Annotated in this window: 15 protein-coding genes; 6 read left to right on the top strand and 9 right to left on the bottom strand. The window is 65.7% G+C overall.

Annotated elements, in window-relative coordinates; translation table 11 throughout:
• Positions 1–196 precede the first annotated feature (196 nt).
• On the bottom strand, positions 197–955 hold the full coding sequence (locus U1E69_RS04020) for a DeoR/GlpR family DNA-binding transcription regulator (protein ID WP_322243029.1): 759 nt from the start codon (positions 953–955) through the stop codon (positions 197–199).
• 148 nt (positions 956–1,103) lie between these two features.
• Here U1E69_RS04020 and U1E69_RS04015 point away from each other — a divergent pair, with 148 nt between their 5' ends.
• Genes U1E69_RS04015 through U1E69_RS04005 form a run of 3 tightly spaced genes read left to right on the top strand, consistent with a single transcriptional unit; the run spans position 1,104 to position 5,135 of the window.
• On the top strand, positions 1,104–2,501 hold the full coding sequence (locus U1E69_RS04015) for an NAD(P)/FAD-dependent oxidoreductase (RefSeq protein WP_322243028.1): 1,398 nt from the start codon (positions 1,104–1,106) through the stop codon (positions 2,499–2,501).
• Positions 2,494–3,708: an NAD(P)/FAD-dependent oxidoreductase gene (locus U1E69_RS04010; RefSeq protein WP_322243027.1), complete on the top strand. Its 1,215-nt coding sequence runs from the start codon at positions 2,494–2,496 to the stop codon at positions 3,706–3,708. Before U1E69_RS04015 ends, U1E69_RS04010 begins: the two co-directional genes overlap by 8 nt.
• Positions 3,705–5,135, top strand: a complete 1,431-nt coding sequence (locus U1E69_RS04005; protein ID WP_322243026.1) for an FGGY family carbohydrate kinase — start codon at positions 3,705–3,707, stop codon at positions 5,133–5,135. Before U1E69_RS04010 ends, U1E69_RS04005 begins: the two co-directional genes overlap by 4 nt.
• Positions 5,136–5,219: 84 nt before the next feature.
• Here U1E69_RS04005 and U1E69_RS04000 read toward each other — a convergent pair whose 3' ends face one another.
• Positions 5,220–6,872: an FAD-binding oxidoreductase gene (locus U1E69_RS04000; RefSeq protein ID WP_322243025.1), complete on the bottom strand. Its 1,653-nt coding sequence runs from the start codon at positions 6,870–6,872 to the stop codon at positions 5,220–5,222.
• A gap of 10 nt (positions 6,873–6,882) precedes the next feature.
• On the opposite strand from U1E69_RS04000, the gene U1E69_RS03995 reads away from it, so the two are divergent.
• The 3 genes from U1E69_RS03995 to U1E69_RS03985 are packed head-to-tail and all read left to right on the top strand — an operon-like array spanning position 6,883 to position 10,153.
• Positions 6,883–8,178, top strand: a complete 1,296-nt coding sequence (locus U1E69_RS03995) for a YcaO-like family protein (protein ID WP_322243024.1) — start codon at positions 6,883–6,885, stop codon at positions 8,176–8,178.
• Positions 8,175–9,272, top strand: coding sequence for a TfuA-like protein (locus tag U1E69_RS03990; protein WP_322243023.1), 1,098 nt, complete (start codon positions 8,175–8,177; stop codon positions 9,270–9,272). The genes U1E69_RS03995 and U1E69_RS03990 overlap by 4 nt, the downstream gene beginning before the upstream one ends.
• Positions 9,272–10,153 (top strand): class I SAM-dependent methyltransferase, encoded by an 882-nt coding sequence (locus tag U1E69_RS03985; RefSeq protein WP_322243022.1) that lies wholly within the window; start codon positions 9,272–9,274, stop codon positions 10,151–10,153. Before U1E69_RS03990 ends, U1E69_RS03985 begins: the two co-directional genes overlap by 1 nt.
• On the opposite strand, the gene U1E69_RS03980 is transcribed toward U1E69_RS03985, so the two are convergent.
• The 7 genes from U1E69_RS03980 to U1E69_RS03950 form a co-directional block, all read right to left on the bottom strand.
• Positions 10,132–14,058 carry a tetratricopeptide repeat protein gene (locus U1E69_RS03980; protein WP_322243021.1) on the bottom strand — a complete coding sequence of 1,309 codons (3,927 nt, stop codon included), beginning with the start codon at positions 14,056–14,058 and terminating at the stop codon, positions 10,132–10,134. The genes U1E69_RS03985 and U1E69_RS03980 overlap by 22 nt on opposite strands.
• A gap of 73 nt (positions 14,059–14,131) precedes the next feature.
• A complete protein-coding gene (locus U1E69_RS03975) occupies positions 14,132–14,896 on the bottom strand; it encodes a nitrile hydratase subunit alpha (RefSeq protein ID WP_322243020.1) in 765 nt (254 codons plus the stop codon).
• 439 nt (positions 14,897–15,335) lie between these two features.
• On the bottom strand, positions 15,336–16,703 hold the full coding sequence (locus tag U1E69_RS03970) for a dipeptidase (RefSeq protein WP_322243019.1): 1,368 nt from the start codon (positions 16,701–16,703) through the stop codon (positions 15,336–15,338).
• Between the two features lie 10 nt (positions 16,704–16,713).
• Positions 16,714–17,886, bottom strand: coding sequence for a M20 aminoacylase family protein (locus U1E69_RS03965; protein ID WP_322243018.1), 1,173 nt, complete (start codon positions 17,884–17,886; stop codon positions 16,714–16,716).
• 10 nt (positions 17,887–17,896) lie between these two features.
• On the bottom strand, positions 17,897–19,708 hold the full coding sequence (locus tag U1E69_RS03960) for an ABC transporter ATP-binding protein (protein ID WP_322243017.1): 1,812 nt from the start codon (positions 19,706–19,708) through the stop codon (positions 17,897–17,899).
• Positions 19,709–19,717: 9 nt separating this feature from the next.
• A complete protein-coding gene (locus U1E69_RS03955; protein WP_322243016.1) occupies positions 19,718–20,533 on the bottom strand; it encodes an ABC transporter permease in 816 nt (271 codons plus the stop codon).
• Positions 20,534–20,538: 5 nt separating this feature from the next.
• A complete protein-coding gene (locus U1E69_RS03950; protein ID WP_295080387.1) occupies positions 20,539–21,480 on the bottom strand; it encodes an ABC transporter permease in 942 nt (313 codons plus the stop codon).
• Positions 21,481–21,515 lie beyond the last annotated feature (35 nt).

Here is a 21,515-nt window from a genome sequence, read left to right as displayed (position 1 = left end):
GAACTGGGTGAATTCGATGGCCCAGTGGATCGGGATGTTCAGGACGTTGCGCGTGACCGCGTCCAGAAGCAGCGTCGCGACCATCACGAAGATCAGCGAGGCGGCAAGGTAGCCGACGTAATCGGATATCCTGTCGACGATACGGACATAGGCCTTGATCAGGTGCGGCATCGTGCGCCTGCCGCTGCGGTTCTTCTCAGGTCCACAAGTCCACTCCCCTGGCTTTCAGCGCCTCTCTGTGCGCCTTGTCCAACTGATTGTCGCTGATGATCGCGTCGACATCGTCGATGGCGCAGACCGCATAGGCTGCGTGCCGTCCGAACTTGGTGGAATCCGCCAGGATCGTCACCGTCCGCGCCCCCTTGATCATCGCCCGGGCAATCTGCGCTTCGTCCAGACTTGCATCCATTGCGCCCTGGTCGGGGTCGACCGCCGCCACCGTCAGGATCGCACGGTCGGCGCGAAAGACCTGCAACTGCTCGATGACCGCAACCCCGGTGGTCTGGGCATTGTCGGCACCGTAGCGCCCGCCCAGAAGGTGGATCGCCGCATCGGAGCCCGCCTGCGCAAGACGCTCGGCCAGACGGCAGGAGTTGGTGATGATCGTCAGGTTCGGAATTGCGGCCAGAGGTTCCGCGGCGGCCAGGGTGGTTGATCCGGTGTCGATGAACAGGGTCTCGCCCGGCTCGACCGATTGGGCCAGGCGGCGGCCGATGGCGGCCTTGGCCTCGGCGGCGACAGTCCGGCGCTCGTCGTGGCTTGGCTCGCGGATCAGCTGCCTGCGCCGCGCGCCGCCATGCACCTTCTGGACCCGGCCAAGCGCGTCCAGACTGCCCAGATCCCGGCGGATCGTCTCGGCCGATACGTCGAACCTGGCTGCAAGCATCTCGACCGACACTTCCCCTTCACGCCGGATGATCGCCTCGATCTGAGGCTGTCGTTCGTGCGGCTTCATCCTCTTCCCCAGACCAACCGACCGTCTTGGGCGGCCCAGGTCAACAATTTTCTTGACCGAATGGTGAAATTCCCGGGCTGCCCTTGGCCATCAGCTTGACGAAAATGACCAAGTAGTCAATATCTGTTGAAAACCTCGTGGTAAGTGAATGAACCTCGTGGATCAGGCAGACCAGGCCGCTTCATTTGACGTCGCAGTGATCGGTGCCGGGGTGGTGGGTGCCGCCTTGGCGCGGGCCTTCACGCTGGCCGGTGCGAAGGTGGTCGTGCTGGAAAAGGCCGTCGACGTGCTTGACGGGGCGTCCAAGGGCAACAGCGCCATCCTGCACACGGGTTTTGACGCGCCTGAAGGGTCGGTCGAACTGGCCTGCATCCGCGAAGGTTATGCGCTGTATCATGACATCCGCGACCGGCTGGGCCTGCCCCTGGTCCGCGCCGGAGCGATGGTGCTGGCCTGGACCGAGGAAGAAGAGGCCGGGCTTCCAGCGCTTGTCGCTCAGGCTCTGGCCAACGGCGTGACGGACGTGCAGCCCTTGACCGGACCCGAGGCGCGCGCGCTGGAGCCCGCGCTCTCGCCTGCCGTGCGGGCGGGTTTCCGGGTGCCAGGCGAGCATCTGATCGACCCCTGGTCCGCCGCGCATGGCTATCTTCTGCAGGCCCTGGCCAATGGGGCGGTGCTGATGCGCCAAGCCGAAGTGCTGGCCGGTCGGCGCTCGGGCGACGGGTGGCATCTGGCGACCACGGCCGGAGAGGTCTCGGCAAGCCTTGTCATCAACGCGGCGGGCCTGTGGGGGGATGAGGTCGACCGGCGGGTCACCGGGGAAAGCTGGTTCACCATCCGCCCGCGCAAGGGGCAGTTCGTCGTCTATGACAAGACCGCTGCCGCCCTGGCAGGCCACATCCTGCTGCCGGTCCCGACCAAGATCACCAAGGGCATCGTCGTGTGCCGCACGGCCTTTGGCAACCTTCTGGTCGGGCCGACGGCCGAAGAGCAGGACGACCGCGAACACGCGACGGTCGAACGCGCGACCTTGCAGGCGCTGATGCAGCGGGGCACAGAGATCCTGCCCGCGCTCGCCGGGCACGAGGTCACGGCGGTTTATGCAGGCCTGCGCCCGGCGACCGAGGCAAAGGAATACCGCATCCGCACCGACCTTGCGCCGGGCTACATCTGCGTCGGCGGGATCAGGTCCACCGGCCTTTCGGCAGCGCTTGGCATCGCGGCGCATGTCGTGCGGCTGGCCGGGCGCCACGACACTGCCATCGCCGACCCGGTCTGGCCCCGGATGCCCAACATCTCGGTCGACGGCACCCGCGATTGGCAGTGCCCGGGACATGGCGGGATCGTCTGTCACTGCGAACTGGTGACCCGGCGCGAGATCGAAGCGGCGCTGACCGGTCCCCTGGCCGCGGGCAGTCTTGCGGGGTTGAAGCGGCGGACGCGGGTGACGATGGGGCGTTGTCAGGGCTTCTATTGTTCAGCCGAACTTGCCCGGATGACCGAAGGGCGCCTGGCGCAGCCGATGGTGGGGCCTTCCCATGACTGAGGCCGAAGTCATCGTGATCGGCAGCGGTCCGGCGGGCCTGGGGGCGGCCACCGCCCTGGCGCGCGCGGGGCGGCGCGTTCTGGTGCTGGAGCGGGAAGCGCAGGCGGGCGGGATTCCCCGACATTGCGGCCACTACCCGTTCGGCATGCGCGAGTTTCACCGCCTGCTGCGCGGCCCCGACTATGCCGCGCGCCTGAGGGATACCGCCCTGAGCGCCGGCGTGACGATCCGCACCTGCACGACCGCCACCGCCCTGCGCCCTGGCGGAGTCGTCGAGATCACGGATGATGCGGGGCCTGCCACCCTGACCGCGAAGGCCGTCCTTCTGGCCACCGGCGTGCGCGAGGCCAGCCGGGCGGCCCGGCTGATCGGCGGGGAAAAGCCAGGCGGGGTCCTGTCGACCGGGGCCTTGCAGGGGATGGTCTATCTCAACCATCAGCGACCGTTCCGTCAGCCAGTGATCCTGGGAACCGAGCTGGTCGCCTTCTCGGCGCTGCTGACCTGCCGCCATGCCGGGATCAGACCCCTGGCGATGATCGAACCGGAAAGCCGGATCACGACGCGGTCCCCGGTCCGCTGGCTGGCGGCGGCGCTGCGGGTCCCGATCCTTCTGCACAGCGAGATCACCGCGATTCATGGCCGGACGCGGGTGGACGGCGTGACCCTTGCCACTCCTGCAGGCCCAAGGGACCTGCCCGCAGACGGTGTCATCGTCTCGGGCGGATTTCGCCCCGATGTGGCGCTGCTGCAGGGAAGCCATCTTCAGATCGACCCCGGCTCTGGCGGGCCGGTGATCGACCGCTGGGGCCGCCTGTCCGACCCTGCCTACTTCGCCTGCGGCAACCTCTTGCGCGGCGTGGAAACCGCGGGCTGGTGCTGGTCGGAAGGTCAGCGAACCGCCCAGGCCATCCTGGCGGCCTTGCAGGGCCAGTTGCCAAAGCCGGATGGCTCAAGGCTGGTGCTTGCCCATCCGGCACTGCGTCTGGCCGTGCCACAGCTTATCGGCGCCGGGGCCTCAGGCGGGCCGTACGACAGCCTGCAAGTCCGGCTGGACCGCCCCGCGAAGGGCCAGCTGCGCCTGATGCAGGACGGACGCATCCTGGCCGCGACCCGGATCGACAGCCTGCCCGAACGCCGCCTGTCCCTGGCGTTACCATCCACATTTGGGCCCGGCCCGCTGACCCTGACGATTGCCGAGACGCCATGAAGATCGCAGCCATCGATCAGGGCACGACCAGCACCCGGGTTCTGCTGATGGATGCGGACGGGCGACTGATACCCACGCTCTCTCTGTCCCACGCCCAGACCTACCCCGCGCCCGGCCATGTCGAGCAGGATGGCGAAGCGCTGCTGGCCAACATCCGGCGCTGTCTGACGGCGGCCTCGGCGGACGTGGTCGGGCTCGCCAACCAGGGGGAAAGCTGTCTTGCCTGGGATGCGCGCGACGGGCGGCCGATTTGTCCGGTCATCACTTGGCAGGACGACCGGACCGCCGACGTGACCACGGCGCTGCAGCGCGACGGGGCCGCGCCCCTGGTGATGGCCCGCGCCGGCCTGCCACTGGATGCGTATTTCTCGGCCTCGAAGCTGGGCTGGATCATGCGCCATGTGCCCCGCGCGGCCGAGCTTGCAGCCCTTGGTCAGCTGCGGCTGGGCACGACGGATGCCTTCTTCCGCGACCGGCTGACCGGACGGTTCGAGACCGACATCGCCACCGCCTCGCGCACCTCGCTGATGGCCCTGGCGACCGGCACCTGGGACGCCGATCTTTGCGCGCTTTTCGGCGTGCCGATGGCGTGTCTGCCGCTGATCGGCCCAACCTCGGGTGATCTGGGAGCACTTCCCGGCGGCGCCCGGCTTGCCGCTTCGATCGTGGACCAGCAGGCCGCGCTTTTCGGACATGGCTGCGGCGAGCCTGGGGCAGCCAAAGTGACCTTCGGCACCGGCGCGTTCGTCCAGTGCCTGACGGCGGGACCCATGCGGCCACAGCAGCCTGGCCCCCTTCCCACGATAGCCTGGCAAAAGGCTGGACATCCGGTCGTCCATGCGCTGGATGGTGGGGTCTATGCCGCGGCCTCGGCGGTCAACTGGGCGGGAGAGCTTGGGCTTTTTCCCGACTTCGACGCGATTTCCGGTTTCGCCAATCCGCCCGCCATCGACCGGGGCATCACGTTTGTTCCCGCCCTGGCCGGTCTTGGCTGCCCGCACTGGAACCGGGCTGCGCGGGGGGCCTGGATGGGATTGTCGCTGGCCGATGGCAAGGCCGACCTGATGCAGGCGCTTCTGGAGGGGATCGCCCTGCGCACGGCCGAGGTGCTGGCGGCAATGGCGGCGCTGCAGCCGTTCCAGGGTCCGATCTCGGTCGACGGCGGCCTGTCGCAGAACCCCTACTTCGTCCAGTTCCTGTCCGAGGTCGCAGGCCATGACCTGTTCCTGCCCAATGAGACCGAACAGACAGCCGCAGGCCTTGCCCGCATGGCCGCCGAGGCTTCAGGCCTCACCCCTCCCGACCCGCGACCGGGGCGACTGGTCCGGGCGACCGACCAGCGGCACACCCACCGGCTGGAGCGATTCCGGGTCGCTCGCGAGGCGGTCGAGGGCTTTGCGCGCCTGACAGCAGGTCTGCCCGACTAGGCCTGCGGCATCCGCTGTCTGACGCGCCCTATAGGCAGGCGCGTCCAATGGCGGACTGCAACACTTTGCCAAGATTGAAATCCATCACACTTGACCTGACCGTTGCGGCGGGCGGGAATAGGCGATGGGTTCGTCGGGAAATTTCGGCCCCACAGGCGGAGGGGCGCCCGGAGGCTGCATCAGTGGCGGCAGGATGTGGTGCGGATTTGCGAACCAGTCGGACGGGTTGTATTTGGATTTCACCTTGGCCAGCGTACCCAGGTGATCGGCCCAATACGCGCGTTGCGGGGCCATTGTGCCCGCACGGGGATAATTCTGATAGGTCTGGCCGTTCATGCACGGCGCCATCAGGGCCATGAACCGGTCAAGCCATGCGATGTTGACGTCGTATTCCTCTTGCCGGAACCAGAACACTTCCATGAACAGGTTCATGAAGACATTGCGGTGAATAAAGGCATTCGGGTCGTCCTGACGCGTGATCGCCCCGCCGTACGGCTCGATGCCGATATCGTTCCAGTCGTTTGGAGAGGTTGCCATGAAATCCATCATCGCAGCCCATTCGGCCGCGTCGAGCATCCTATCGATGTAACCGGCCTGCGTTTCCTCGAAGACAAAGTCGGGCGCAGTGGGGATCGGCACTGGCTTTTCCAGCAATTCCTGGTTCAGCAAAGCATACCGCCCCGTCAGTTCGATATCGAGTGACGTGCCCGGAAGGTCCACAAGCGGCTTTATCATCGCCTTGCAGGCTTTTGTGTCGCCGTTGAACAGGCCCCGCATGTAGAGCCGGGGGCTGCCGTCCTGGATCATCACCGCGCATTGATAGCCAAGCTTGCTGGTTGCCGTTCCCGCGATGAATTGCGACTGCAAGGCAACCAATGCCGCCGGGGCGTCGGTGGCGGACCAGCTTAGCCCGAATCCGGCCATTTCGCCCAGATCGACAAGGGCATATGTGACACTCAGCAGGACCCCGAAATTCCCACCCATGCCCCCCCGCACCGACCAGAAAAGGTCGGCGTTGGTCGTGGCATTCGCCGCAACAATTCCGCCGTTCCACAGCATCATTTCAAAGCCGGTCACGCAGTCGCAGTTCATTCCGAACTCGCGCGAGGTGAAGCCATACCCGCCGCCCTGCATATAGCCGCCGATGCAGACATCATCGCAGCCGCCCCCTGGGACATGCAGCCCGTGGTCAGAGAGGACAGCATTCAGCCGATGGAAGGATGTCCCACCCCCCACGATTGCGCGTTTCGCGACCGTGTCCACCCAGACGGAATTCATGCGGCTCAGGTCAACGACCATGCCGTTGTTGATCGAGAAGCCCGCCGAACTGTGCCCGCCCGAGCGGCAGACGACCTCCAGACCGAATTCAGCCGCAAGCGCCAGACAGGCGGCGACATCGTTTGCGCATTCGCAATAGACGATGATTTCGGGAAACCGCTGGAATTGCCGGAAAAATACCTGTCGCGCCGTTTCATAATCAGGGTCGCCTGGCACCACGACAACCCCGTGAACCTGTCGCTCGAAAACAGCCAGATGCTGGTGCGAAAAGGGTGCGGGTCTTTTTGCGCCCTGCTCTGCCATTTGGCGCCGGGCGTGAATGCGTGTCGCTTTGGCGTTTAGTTTCTTGCTGCGTCTGTACAAGTTGTGCCCCGCCTTGATTGCAATCCAGAGCGGTCGTTTTTGGTAAATGCTTCCTTCAGCACTCTGCGACTTCCCTCGGCGAAGATAATGCGCCAATGTTTCCCTTATGCAAGACACGCAGACAGCCACCACAACGACGAAGCGCTTCTTTTCAGGAACGCACCGGACCGCCGATCCCGCCGAAACCTGGGCGCGGATCGTCCCGATCCTTCCGGATGTGGGTATCACGCGGGTCGCCGACGTGACCGGACTTGATGGCATCGGCATACCCGTCTGCAATGCGATCCGGCCGAATGCCCGCTCGTTGTCCGTGTCGCAAGGCAAGGGCGTGACGCTGACCCATGCGCGTGTCTCGGCGGCGATGGAAGCGATCGAGCTTTTCCATGCCGAACGCACGCCAAGAGACGTCGAGGTGGCGACCTATGAAAAGCTGGGGGCCGCACATGCGGTAGATCCCGCACGGCTTTCGCTGATGTCGGGTCACGAGAACAACCTTGAGCAGCGACCGCTGACCTGGGTCCGCGGCCGCGATCTGATTGCCGATTGCCCGGTCAGGGTGCCGCGCGACGTCGTCACCTGCGATCTGCGCAGCGACGCCCCCTCGGACCGGGTCTTTCTGACCAGCTCCAACGGGCTTGGCGCGGGCAATACCCTGGAAGAGGCCACCCTGCACGCATTGTGCGAAGTGATCGAGCGCGATGCAACCTGCCTGCATCAGGCATATTCGCAGCGGGTCGGGCATGAACCGGCGCTGATCGACACCGCGACAATTGATGATCCCTTGTGCCTTTGGCTGATCGACAGGATCAAGGCCGCGCAGATCGACCTGCACATCTGGGTCCAATACAGCGACCTCGGCGTGCCGTCCTTTGGCTGCTCGATGTCCGACCGACCGGGAAGCCGTATCCTTGGCGCGCCAATCGGGACGTTTCAGGGCTATGGCTGCCATCCCGATCCGGGCGTCGCGCTGTCGCGCGCGATCACCGAAGCCGTGCAGTCGCGGCTGACCTATATCTCTGGCGCGCGCGATGATCTTTTCCGCGACGACTACGCCGGCATCCAGACCGCCCGGAACCGACGGGGCTGGCTGGCCTGGCTGGAACGCGGCACTGTGGCAACCGACTTTCGCGACGTGGGTGGCTGGGTCAGCGATGATGTCGCGGTCGATCTTGGGCAGATGCTGGCCCTGCTGGTCCGGCAGGGTTTCGGTCGGGTGGTGGTCGTCGATCTAAGCATCGCGGACATCGGCATCCCGGTCGTGAAGGTGGTCGTTCCGGGCCTGGTCGAACCCACCATCGACAACAAGGCAGCACCCGGCGCGCGGATCGACGGATTTCTCGGACGCTGGAACATGCCAGCCGGGCTGCGGGTTGATGCCCTGCGCGGGGAGGCAAGACCATGAGCGGCATCGTCATCTTCCTTGGACCGACCCTGGACCGGGCCGCAGCGCAGGACCGGCTGGCAGCACGCTATCTGCCGCCGGTCTCACAAGGCGATATCCTGTCGCTTGTCCCTGAAAAACCGGATGCCATCGGGATCATCGACGGTTATTTCCAGCTGGTGCCCGCCGTCTGGCACAAAGAGATCCTGCATGCCCTGGACTGCGGGATTCCGGTTTTCGGGGCCGCCAGCATGGGCGCCTTGCGTGCGGCAGAGCTTGATGCATTCGGAATGGTCGGCGTCGGACGCATCTATCAGTGGTATCGAAGCGGGTTTCTTGACGCGGATGACGAAGTTGCGGTGATCCACGCCCCGCATGCCATCGGCCATCGGCCGCTCAGCGAAGCGATGGTCAATCTTCGTGCAACGCTGGATCTTGCCGTGCGCGACGGGGGCCTGTCCCTGGCCAGCGCCCAGGCTTTGCTGGAGGTCATCGCCGCCACGCCCTATTGGCAGCGCAGCCATGAGCGCCTGGTGGACGACGCCGCGCGCCTGGGTCTGCCGCGGGCGGAAATCGACGCCCTGTCGGGGGCTAGCCGGGTCGACCAGAAACGCCTCGACGCGCTGGAGATGCTGGATCTGCTGGCGGATGGCGCGTGGCAACGCACGGCGCGGTCGGGGTTCCGCTTCAACCGGACCACAAAGTTCAACCGGCTTGCCGACCGCGACACCTGCCTTGCCCGTAGTGGCGATGGCCGGATCACCTCTGGCGCGCTGGTCGATTTCTATCTTCTGGAAGGCTACCGTCTGGGCGAAGGTTCGATCTCGCTGGCCCGCGCCCGCGCCCGCCGGCCGGCGACCGAGGTCATCGCCGCATTGCACGACGAAGGGATGTACCAGACCGTGCTGCAAGACGCGCTGACGCGTGACCAAAGCGACGGGCTGCGCCCCTGCGAAGGCCCTGACCGCGCGGCCTTGGCGCGCTATTGCCAGCGGGCCAGCCTTGACCCTGCCCGCAGCATGGCCGATCTGGCCGCTGCCGTCGGTTTCGCAGACCCTGACCGGTTCATCGAACGGTTGCACCGGTTCTGCCCGGCCGAACCATTGAACGCCTGATGGCCGAAAACCCGCCCAAGCCTGAAAGCCAGAGGCTGTTCACGGATTTCGTGCGGCGCTTTCACGTCAACTTCGACGGGTCTTTCCCCGATGTCGAAACCACCCTGGGTCCAAGCAGCTACGCCTTGCTTGCGATCGAGGCCGAAGCGTCGGCGCTGGACGGCACGGCGCCGGTGGTGCTGGATCTGGGCTGCGGCTCGGGGCGGCTGTCCGAGGTCCTGCTGGAGCGGGGTTTGCCGCCCGAAAACCTGATCGGCGTCGATTTCGTGGCCGAGCAGATCGAACGGACCCGGCAGCGGCTGAACGCGCCCGCGGTGCGGCTTTTCCTCGCGCAATCGCAGGACCTGCCGTTGCAGGACAACAGCGTCGACTGCGTGCTCAATCACATGGGACTTGCGGTGATGGTGCCGGTCGAAGCGACCCTGAAAGAGGTCGGGCGCGTTCTGCGCAGCGGCGGCAGGATGGCGGTTGTGGTCGACGGGCCTCCGAAGGAAGGGTCGATAGACAAGCTTTACAACCGCATTCTGCGCGAAACCGTCGCCGCCGAACAGCCGGACGTCCTGCGCAGTGTTGCCAGCGAGCAGGATGTCTCGGACCCCGCGGTCCTGGCCCGGCTGGTGCATCTGCACACCGGCATGGACCTGCAAGCGGCCCGGTCCTTTGAACTGCTGATGCGGATGTCCGTCAGCGAATACCTTGCCTTCCTGGAAGGCGAATACCTGATGCGCCGGTTGGACGAGGCTGGCCGTCAGCGGGTGCGCGACGCAGTTGCGCGGCTGTTCGACAGCTATGGCGATGACCAGGTGGTCATTCCTCTGGCGATGCAGCTGATGGTGTTTGCCAAGCCGCCCGCCCAGGGTCACGCGGTGTCAAAGGGCTGATAAAGCGGATCGGCCCGGGCAAGGTCATCGGCGCTGATCCCCATTTCCCGCGCCCGGTCCCGCACGAACCCGGCCTCTCTGGCCATCGCGAATGTGGTTGCCAGACGTTCCCCGGCGGCAAGGCAACCGGTGACCTTGGCCGTTATCCCCCCTTGCGCAAACCAGTGCGCCGCGCAGGCAACCAGAATTCTGATGCGGCTGTTCAGGCCCATGGACTCACCGGCACGGGCGCGTTCTTCCGCTGCCTTCAGCCAGTCCAGCGGATCATCGCCAAAGACCCGGGCCGCAAGAGTGTCCAGCGCCGCCCGATCCTCGGCGGCAAGGTCTGCAAGACGGCTGAGAAGCCCGGCGATCTCCATATAGGTCAGGCCATGTTCGTGATCCGGCTCGCCGCCGTCCAGCACATCAAGATGGGCTGACAGCGCCGCAATGGCGGCCGCATCCTGACCCAGTGATGCCTTCGCCGACGCCAGATGCGGCAAGGTGTTATAGGGAATGCTGTCGCCGCCCAATGTGCGGCGATCCAGCATTGCCCGTTCATAAGCCTGTATCGCGCGCTGGAAGGCGCCGGTTTCATGGTGCAGACGCCCAATGAAATGATAGGCGAACCAGATCCCGGTGCGGTCGCCGATGGCACTGGATTCAAGCAGCGCCCGTTCAAGAATTGCCAGCGCCTCTTCGTGTTCGCCGATCGTGTAAAGATCAATGCCCAGATTGGCGATCGGATAGACCAGCTCATGCCGGTTGCCAAGCCGCTCCAGAATGGGAATTGCCCGGCGGTTGTGGTCAATGGCCTTCTCATAGGCCCCAAGCAGCCCGTGGATCGAGGCGATGCCGGCCAGGGACACCGCAATCATGTTGTCTTCCTGCACGCGCTCGGCAACGACCAGCGCCTCCTGGTAGATCACCAAAGCGCGGGGGTAATCGCCGCTATACTTGTAGGTCCCGGCCAGAATACCCAAAGCCTTGCACAGCATCAGTTCATTGCCCGACCGGCGGGCGATGGCGCGGGCCAGTTCCAGACGCTCGCGCGCGCGGGCGAAATCGCCCGACTGGCGCAGCACGTCACCCAGGGCAATCAGGATTTCAAGCTCCTGGGCGGGATCATCGGCCCCGAGGATTGCCGAAAGGCCGCTGTCCAGCGTCGCAAGCGCTTCCTCCCAGTCGCCGGTCAGCACGAGCAAAGCCCCAAGCCGGGCCGCGACCCTGACCTGCAATCCTGTCTCGATCTCGTGTTTCAGCAAAAGCCGGTAGTAGCGCACCGCATTTGGCACGTCATAGCTGTCATGTGCCATGTCGCCTGCCCGCAGCAGGTAGCGCTGCGCCATCTCGGGCATCTCGGCATGTTCGAAGTGATAGGCCAAGGCCCCCAGTCGCAAGAGGTCGGGCTGGCCCTCAAGCTGTTCCAGCGCCTGCGCCGCCTGCCTGTGCAGATTGCGCCGCACGACGACAAGCTGCATGTCATAGACGGAATCGCGCAGCATGGCGTGGCGAAAGCGGAACCGCCCCGGCGACTGCTCATCCCAGATCTGCTGCGCCTGCCCGGCCTCCAGCGCGCCCGCCACCAGGGCATCGTCGCCCAGCATCGCGGCCAGAAGCGGCACCTCGAACTCGTAGCCCAGGACCGCCGCCACCTGGATCACCGATTTCAGCCGCGCCGGCAGCCGGTCGATCCGGGCGACCAGCACCCCGCTTAATCCTTGCGGGATGTGTGCCGAGGCATTCGGGGCCAGCTCGACCCGCGTGGTCTGGCCTGCCCCGCGATGCAGAAAATCCCCCGAGGTGTTCAGCGTCAGGATAAGTTGTTCCAGGTAAAGCGGATTTCCCCCGGTCTTCGCCAGAAGATAGTCCACCACCCGGGTCGACACGGGCGCGCCAAGGGCAGTTTCCGCAACCACCCGCACGGCTTCCGCGCTTAGCGGCCGCATGGAAATGGTGGTCACCAACCGCTCGGGCGCAAAGGGAAGTGCGGGGACCTCGCCCCGGTCGTCCAGCCTGCTGGAGGCGATCACCGCGACCGGGACCGCCGTCTGGTCCGTCAACTGACGCAGGCTGTCCAGCGAATCCGCATCAAAGGCGTTCAGGTCGTCGGCGATCACGATCAGCCGCCGGGATCCTGCCAGGGCCTGCAGCGCCACAATCAAAGCGCGCGCGATGTTGCGGGTGCGCAGTTCGGGGACCTGGGCAAAGGTCGACCCCGCCAGGTTCACATCCACCAGAGCGGCCAGGTAAAACCGCACCAAACCAAGTTCTTCCTTCACCGGCACGCTGTCCGTGCCGGTCTGAAGCCGGGCCAGTGCCGCATCGAACGTTGTGCGGCGCTGGTCGCCCGCCGCCACTCCTGCCAACCCCAGCACAGTCTCCAGCGCCTTGCGAAACGGGCCGAACGGCCGACCCAGACCGGTCTCGGCCGTCAGGCGGACGATCCGGGCATCCGGTGCCGCGCCCTTTGCCACCAATGCAAGAACCCGTTCCTCCAGCGCCGTCAGAACCGCAGTCTTGCCTGAACCGGCACTGCCAATGACGGCTGCGGCTCCGGCCTGGCCGGTTTGAAAAACCGTCTCCACCGTGCCCAGCAGTTCGGAGAGCTCCGCCTCGCGTTCCACGATCTCGCCCGTCGTGGCGACCCGGGTCTGGCTGACTTTCCGAGGGCCCAGCGCATAGACCGGCTGAGGCTCGGAAAACCCCTTCAGTTCAAGATTGCCCACGAAATCAGTCTCGAAACGCTCCAACGCGTGGTCCCGCGCGGCCCGGTCCAGATAGAGCGCGCCAGGCTTGGCCGCCGACATGAACCGCGCGGCAAGGTTCACATGGCGACTGGAGCAGGTATAGACCGCCTGGCGCGTCGATCCGGAAAAGCCCGCATGCGCAAGCCCGCAAGTCAGCCCGGCGCTGATCGTCAGATCGGGGCGGGTCAGGACGTGACTGCAGAACTCCAGCGCCCGCCCGATATCATCTTCGGTGGCGATCGGCGCACCCCAGAAGACCAGCGCGCTGCAGCCCTTGTCGCCGTCTGTCAGCCCATTGATAAACCCGCCGAACCGGTCCTGAGCCTGAAAGATCGCCTGGACGAAGCGGTCCAGATCGCGGTCGGGAAACTCCACCTTCAGAAACAGGTTCACTGTCTGGCGGAATTCCCCGGTGCCGCTGGCTGTGGCGATGCTCTCGGGGACGAACTCGGCAACCAGGGGATCGACCGCGACCGGCGCGGGTTCAAGAACCGATGGAAGCGGCAGGTTGTCGACATTCTCGACGTGGCAGGCAAGGTCATCACCCGTGGGCCTTGTCGTGGCGACTTCGGCAAACCGCGCTGCGCTGGCCGACGTTGCAAAAAGCTCTCCCAGACCGGCAAGCTGGCGCACTTTGGCAACCTCGACGATAGGGCTGCCGTCAAAGTAGTAGATGTGGCGCCGGCCCTGAGGGTCGCCAAAGATGCGCCAGCGCACCTGTCCCTCGGCGATGCCGATGCGGGCATTGATTTCGAATGTCCCGAACGGCGTGCGAAACTTGTGGCGCGACCGGATCGTCTGGCGCATTTCCCATCCGGCGGCCAGACCGCGCCGCAAGGCATCTTCCAGACCCGGCGCCTGGGGGAACAGGGCCAGGAACCCGTCGCCCACGTAATTGGCGACAAAGCCGCCAAATTCGTGAACGCAAGCGGTCAGTGGTTCGAAGATCGCCCGGATGACATCGGCCAGCAGTTCGGCACCCTCTGGTCCGCGCGCGCTAAGGGCGTCGGTCACCCGGGAGAAGCCAGATATGTCGATATCGATCGCGCAGGCGTCAATCACGCCGTCAGACCGTCCTGCCCGGTGGTGATCCAGAATGAACTTCGGGCAAAGCGGGCGCGCAAAGGCCTGCTCTCGATGTCGGATCAGCGTCTGCAAGTCGGGTTTGACGGTCAAGCACCCTCCAGAGTTCCGAACGACCAGGCGGCCAGACGTTCAGTTCCTTACCCGGTGCCTGCGCGTCAGCCTATCACTTCTTGGGCCCTGTGGGCTTTTGTCCGGCAGTCCCAGGCCCCTCCGACGGGCCGGGGCCATCACCGTCTTCGGTCATCCTGCGCCCTTCCGTCACGCGACGTCCCGCAGCCTCGGCAGGACCCTCGTCATCGCCGACGCGCCGACCTTCGGCCGTGCGGCGTCCCAAGCTGGCCGCGCCTTCCGGACCAGTGTCATCGACAATCCGCCGTGCTTCGGTTGCGCGACGAGCCGCAGCATCCAGGGCCGGGGGATCTTCGTCCTCGACAATCCGCCGTGCTTCGGCTGTGCGGCGCGCGGCGGCCTCGGCGCTGGAAAAGTCGCTGTCGTCCACAATGCGGCGGGCTTCCGCAACCCGCCGCGCCGCTGCGTCCGACGTCAGATACCCGCCATCCGCGGCGACGAGTCGCCCGTCCGCCGCCCGCCAGGGCGCTGCGCCGCCTGCATTGGCGGGCAGCCCGGCAAATGCCACCATGCCCTGATCCGACAGAATGGGCGGATGGCCGGTCTCACCGTCCGCCCAGGCCTTGAGCAGCGCATCAGCCGTCGGTTTCGGTGGCAGCGGCAAGGTCAGGCGATCCAGTCGCGCCAAGGATGAGCCGCTCATCGACCAGCCGGTCGCACCGTCCTCGACCACCACTTCGGCACCCTCCGGGACCGCCAGTCCCACAGCCCGCAACGCCGCGGCGGGATCGGCGAACAGTTGGTCCTTGAAAGCGTCGTCCGTCCAGGCGCGTGCAATGATCTTCGAGATGCGCAGCACCCACAAATGCCACTCTGCCGCATCAAGCGGGTGCAATATGTCACCAACAGAACCGCTTTGAGCCATTTGCTTTCCCACCCCAATCGAAAGTGCGGCCCACGGTCGTGTCCGCGCGTGCCGACCATACCGCGACGGCAGATTCGGGCAACATGCATAAAGCAGTTAATTTAAAGTTAACGGATGCTGACCCCGACGCCCGTTTCCGGGACAGGCTGCGGACCGCAATGCTTCCGATCGGTTTCCTGTCGACCCAGTTTGTCGGTGTGTTCAGGCTTGCCCTGCCCCGAAAAGTGGCCTCCCCCCGCCACCATCCATCCGCGCACCGAACAGGAGCACTTCAATCGCAAACGGCGCGCATTGATCCTTTCCAGTTCCCGTGTCCCGCGCCACGCGGGGCGCGCGTGTCACGCCATCCCCAACGGATCAGCCCCCCTTGGTTCTAGGTCGTCGCGAGCCGTTCCAGCAGTCGGCAATAGGCGGTCTGGCCCGTGCGGAAGTTCGACAGACGGAAGAATTCGTTCGGGGCGTGCAGGTTTTCGTCGTTCATGCCGAAGGCAAAGACGGTGGCGTGGACTCCAAGCTCGTTCAGAAGCATCGTCATCACCGGGATCGAGCCGCCGGTGCGGGTGATGTAGGGGGCTTTGCCGTAAACTTCGGTCAGCACCTCGGCGGCGGCAGAGCTGGCGTTGTGGCCGGGGGGGACAAGGAAGGGGTCAGCGCTGCCGGGAAGGCGGGTGACGCTGACGCGAAGGCCTTTGGGGCAGGAAGCCTGGATGTGGGCGCGGAGGAGGTCGAAGATCGCGTCGGGCTTCTGGTTCGCGACCAGACGGCAGGTGATCTTGGCATGCGCCTCGGCGGGCAGAACGGTCTTGATGCCGCTGCCCTGCCAGCCGCCCCAGATGCCGTTCATCTCTAGCGTAGGGCGGCCCCAGAGGCGTTCGCGGGTGGTATAGCCTTCCTCGCCGAAGGTGTCGGGGATGCCGAGGTCGGCGATATAGGCGGCCTCGTCGAAGGGCACCCGGGCAAAGGCGGCGCGGTCCTCGACCGTCAGGTCAATGACGTCGTCGTAGAAGCCGGGGACGGTGATCTTGCCGTTCGCGCCTTTCATCGAGGCGATGATCTGCGCTAGGCCCTGGATCGGGTTGGCGATCCCGCCGCCCTGCTGGCCGGAGTGCTGGTCGCCCTTGGCTCCGCTGACGGTGATCTCGGCGGCCACAAGGCCCTTGAGGCCGGTGATCAGGTTCGGCTGATCCTCGCCCCACTGGCTGCCGTCGGCGGAGAAGATCATGTCGGCCTTCAGAAGCGCGCCGTTGGCCTTGATGAAAGGCGGCAGGTGGGGGGAGCCGATCTCTTCCTGGCCCTCGAAGAACATCTTCACGTTGACCGGAAGCTTGCCCTTCGTCTTCAGCATCGCCTCGACGGACAGGATCGGGATCAGCATGCCGCCCTTGTCGTCCGAGGCACCCCGGCCCCAGACCTTGCCGTCGCGCACTTCAGGCTCGAAGGGCGGGGTCTGCCAGAGGTCGAACGGCTCCGCCGGTTGCACGTCGAAATGGCCGTAGATCAGGATGGTCGGCTTGCCCGGCGCGTGAAGCCAGTCGGCATAGACGACCGGGTGGCCTTCGGTCGGCATCATGCGGACGTTCTCCATCCCGGCGGCCTTCAGGCGGTCGACGACCCAGTTGCCTGCGGCGACCACGTCGGGAATGTGGGCGGGGGCTGCGGAGACCGAGGGGATGCGGACGAAGTCCACCAACTCGTCGACGAAGCGGGCCTGGTTGGCCTCAAGGTAATCTGACCAGTCCATGCTGTTTCCTTTAAGCCGCAGGCATGCGGGTTTCGACGAGTTCGGCCCAGTAAGACGCGCCGAAGGGGATGGCTTCGTCGTTGAAGTTGTAGGCGGGGTGGTGGACTTCCGCCGTGTCGCCGTTGCCGACCTGGATGTAGGCGCCGGGGACCACCTGGAGCATGTAGGCGAAATCCTCGCCGCCCATGATCGCGGGGCAGTTGGTGTCCACCGCCCCCGCGCCGCCGATCTTTTCGGCGACTTTGGCGGCGAAGTCGGTTTCGCGTTCGGCGTTGACCATCGCCGGGTAGCCCGGACGCCAGTCAATCTCCACCGACCCGCCGAAGCCCGCGACGGTGCCATTGACCAGCGCGCGGAAGCGTTCCTCGGCCAGCTTGCGCACCCCCGCGTCGAAAGTGCGGACGGTGCCGCGCAGCTCGACGCGTTCGGGGATGACGTTCCAGGCCTCGGATTCGGTCTTCATCGAGGTGACGGAGACGACGATGGATTCAAGCGGGTCTGAGTTGCGCGAGACGATGGTCTGCAGCGCCATGACGGTCTGGCAGGCCATGACGGTGGTGTCGACGGTACGGTGTGGATAGGCCGCGTGGCCGCCCTTGCCGCGCAGGTGGACTGTGAAGTTGTCGGTGGCGGCATAGAACGGGCCGGGCTTGATCGAGAACTGCCCGACGGGCAGGCCGGGGGAGTTGTGCATCCCGTAGACCTCCTTGATGCCGAACCGTTCGATCAGCCCGTCCTTTACCATCGCCTCACCCCCTGCGCCGCCCTCTTCGGCGGGCTGGAAGATCACCGCGACGCGGCCGTCGAAGTTGCGGGTTTCGCACAGGTATTTCGCGGCACCCAAGAGCATGGCGGTATGCCCGTCATGGCCGCAGGCGTGCATCTTGCCGGGGGTCTTGGAGGCGTAGGGAAGGTTGGTGGCTTCCAGGATCGGCAAAGCGTCCATGTCGGCGCGCAGGCCCACGACATGGCCGCGGCTGTCGGTCTTGCCCTTGATCACGCCCACGACGCCGGTGCGGCCGATGCCGGTCACGACTTCGTCGCAACCGAACTCGCGCAGGCGGTCGGCGACCGTGGCGGCGGTGCGGTGGACGTCGTACATCAGCTCGGGGTTTTCGTGCAGGTCACGGCGCCAGGCGGTGATTTCGGCCTGCATCTCGGCCAGACGGTTCTTGATCGGCATGGGTTCCTCCCTAGTCCTTCAGGACGAAATGGCCGGGGGCCACTTCGGTATAGACCGATGGGGCGGGTTGGTGCCCCAGCGGAAAGATCGGCGACTTGATCGGCTTGAACGAAAGGTCATCGGCAAAGCGGCGTTTGGTGGGGTCGGCGATGGGGACGGCCGAGAGGAGTTGGCGCGTGTAGCTGTGCGCCGGGCTTTCGAAGATCGCCGCGCGGGGGCCGATCTCGACGATGCGGCCAAGATACATGACGCCCACCTGGTGTGCCACGCGTTCGACGACGGCCATGTCATGAGAGATGAAGAGGTAGGAGAGGCCGAGGTCCTCCTGCAGCTCCATCATCAGGTTCAGGACTTGGGCCTGGACCGAGACGTCGAGGGCGGAGACGGCTTCATCGGCGACGATCAGCTTGGGGTTCACGGCAAGGGCGCGGGCGATGGCGACGCGCTGTCTTTGGCCGCCCGACAGCTCATGCGGGAAGCGGTTCATGAAGGCGCGGGGGAGGTGGACGCGGTCGAAGAGTTCCTCGACGCGGGCTTTCAGCGCAGCCCCCGAGGCGAGGCCGAAGTTCACGATGGGCTCGGCCACCTGGTCCTTGAGGCGGCGGTAGGGGTTGAGGCTGGCGAAGGGGTCCTGGAAGACCATCTGCATGTCGGCGCGGGCTTTGCGCAGGTCGTGGGGGTTCAGCGCGCCGATGTCACGGCCACCGATCCAGACCTCGCCGCTGGTGGGCTGGACGAGGCGCAGGATCGACCGCCCGCAAGAGGACTTGCCGCAGCCGGATTCGCCGACGAGGGCCAGGGTTTCGCCGACGTTGAGCGTGAAGCTGACGTCTTCCACCGCGTGGACCTGGGCGGTGGTGCGGCGCAGGATGCCGCCCTTGACGGGGAAGCGGGTGGTGAGGTGGCGGACGTCGAGGAGGACTTCCTTCTTCCGCGCTGCCGGGGCAACCCGCGCCGCGCGGGCGGCTTCGTCCCCGATCAGGCGCATGCGTTCGGGGGCGGGCTTGCCCTTCATCTCGCCCAGTTTCGGCACGGCGGCGAGGAGGGCCTTGGTGTAGTCCTGTTGCGGCGCGGTGAAGATTTGGTCCACGGTCCCGGTTTCCACGATCTTGCCGCGATACATCACGACCACGCGGTCGGCCATCTGCGCCACGACGGCCATATCGTGGGTGATGAACAGGACCGCCATGCCCTTTTCGCGCTTCAGGCGGTTGATGAGTGCGAGGATTTCGGCCTGGATCGTCACGTCCAGCGCCGTGGTCGGCTCATCCGCGATCAGAAGCTTCGGCTCGCAGGCCATCGCCATCGCGATCACCACGCGCTGGCGCATGCCGCCGGAGAGTTCATGGGGGTATTGCTTGAGGCGGCGTTCGGGTTCGGGGATGCGGACGCTTTTCAGAAGCTCAAGCGCGCGGGCGGAGGCTTGGGACTGGCTCAGGCCCTTGTGGAGCATGAGGCCGTCGGTGAGCTGGCGCTCGATGGTGAAGACCGGGTTCAGGGCCGTCATCGGTTCCTGGAAGATCATCCCGATCTCGTTGCCGCGCACTTCGCCCATCACCGCGGGCGAGGCGGCGGCGACATCAAGCTCGGTGCCGTCGGCGCGGCGGAAGCGCAAGGCGCCTGCGGCGATGGTGCCGCCGCCGAATTCGACGAGGCGCATGAGGGAGAGGGAGGTCACGGACTTCCCCGACCCGCTTTCGCCGACGACGCAGACGGTCTCGCCCGGTGCGATGGTGAAGGACACATCCTCGACCCCCACGACGGGGCCGCTGTCGGTGGCGAATTCGACCCTCAGGTGATCGACCGAGACGATATCCTTCATCGCCACCCCCTATTTCGACTTCGGGTCAAGGATGTCGCGCAGGACGTCCCCGAACATGTTGAGGCCCAGGACCGTCAGCGCCACCGCCGCCCCGGGGACAAGGGCCGTCCAGGGGGCCACGTCCAGCTGGTCGCGGCTGGCCTGGATCATCAGACCCCAACTTGCCGCCGGGGGCTGGGTTCCGAGGCCAAGGAACGAGAGCCCCGCCTCGGCCAGGATGGCGAAGGCGAGGCTGATGGTCGCCTGCACGATCACCGCGGGCATGATGTTCGGCAACACGTGGCGCAGCATGATCATCCCGTCGGTGGTGCCCGAGGCGCGGGCGGCCTCGACATAAGGCATCTGCGCGACCTTCAGCGCCTCGCCGCGGATGATGCGGGCAAGGTAGGGGGTGAAGGCGATGCCGATGGCGATGATGGTGTTCTGCACGTTGGGGCCGAGGACCGCGCTGATGGTGAGCGCCAGCAGGAGCGCCGGGAAGGCGAGGAGTGTATCCACCAGGCGCATCAGCACGTTGTCGATCCAGCCGCCGAAGTAGCCGGAGACAAGGCCGAGGGGCAGGCCGAGGACGATGCTCATCAGGACAGCCGTGACGGCGATCTCCAGCGACGTGCGCGCGCCGAGGATGACGCGGTAGAGCATGTCGCGGCCCAGCTGGTCGGTGCCGAGAAGGTGGGTCCAGGTCGGGGGCGAGCGGCGGGCCAGCATGTCCATCTTGGTCGCGGCGTCGGGCGGCAGGATCATCGGGCCGAGGATGGCAATGAGTGCGATCAGCGTCAGAAGCACGATCCCGATCAGGCCTTTGGTGGTCTTGAAGCGCTTCATCCCGCTCACCCCAGCTTCACGCGCGGGTCGATCAGGACGTAGAGAAGATCGACGAGAAGGTTCGTGATCATCACCACGGCGGCGATGACGAAGACGGTGGCCTGGATCAAGGGCAGGTCTCGGTTGAGAAGCGCCTGATAGGTCAGCCAGCCCATGCCGGTATAGCCGAAGAGGCTTTCCATCACGATGATCGAGCCGAAGAGATAGCCGATCTGCAGGCCTGCGATGGTGATGACCGGCCCGATGGCATTGGCCAGCGCATAGCGCCAGATGACGGTGGATTCCCGCAAGCCCTTGGCACGGGCCACCCGGATGAACTCTTGCCCCAGGATTCCGGTCATGGTGGAGCGGGTCATCCGCGTCAGGTGCGCCATGAGGCCAAGGCCAAGCGCGAGGGAGGGGAGGAAGGCGTAGTGCAAGGAGCCGAGGAAATCCTCGGACGGCTCCACGATGCCCGAGGAGGGGAACCAGCCCAGCCAGCGGGCAAAGACCAGGATCATCACGATCCCCCAGAAGAAGTCGGGCAGGGACACGCCCATCAGCGAGGCCGAGGAACTGACGGTATCCTGCCATTTGTCGCGGTGGACGGCGGCCCAGACGCCCAGGGGCACGGCCAAGGCCAACGCGATGGTCATCGACATGACGACGATGATCCCCGAGGCGACGGCCTTCTGCGCCAGAAGCTCGGCGATCGGTTTCTTGAAGATCAGCGAGGTGCCCCAATCCCCGGTCAGAAGCCCGCCGATCCAGTTGCCGTATTGCACGAGGAGGGGTTCGTTCAGGCCAAGGGACTGGCGCAGGCCCTCCAGCGCCTCGGGATTCGACTGGGTGCCCATGATCATCATCGCCACGTCGCCGGGCAGGATGTTGGTGACGGCGAAGGTCACCAGCGTGATCAGGAACAGCGTCAGGATGACCGACAGAAGTCGGTTCAGGACATAGGTCATGGCGGAAGCCCCGGGGGAACCGGCGGGCCAGATGC

It is taken from the genome of Tabrizicola sp., from assembly GCF_034366665.1.
GTDB lineage: Bacteria > Pseudomonadota > Alphaproteobacteria > Rhodobacterales > Rhodobacteraceae > Tabrizicola.
This window is presented reverse-complemented; position numbering and strand designations above follow the sequence as displayed.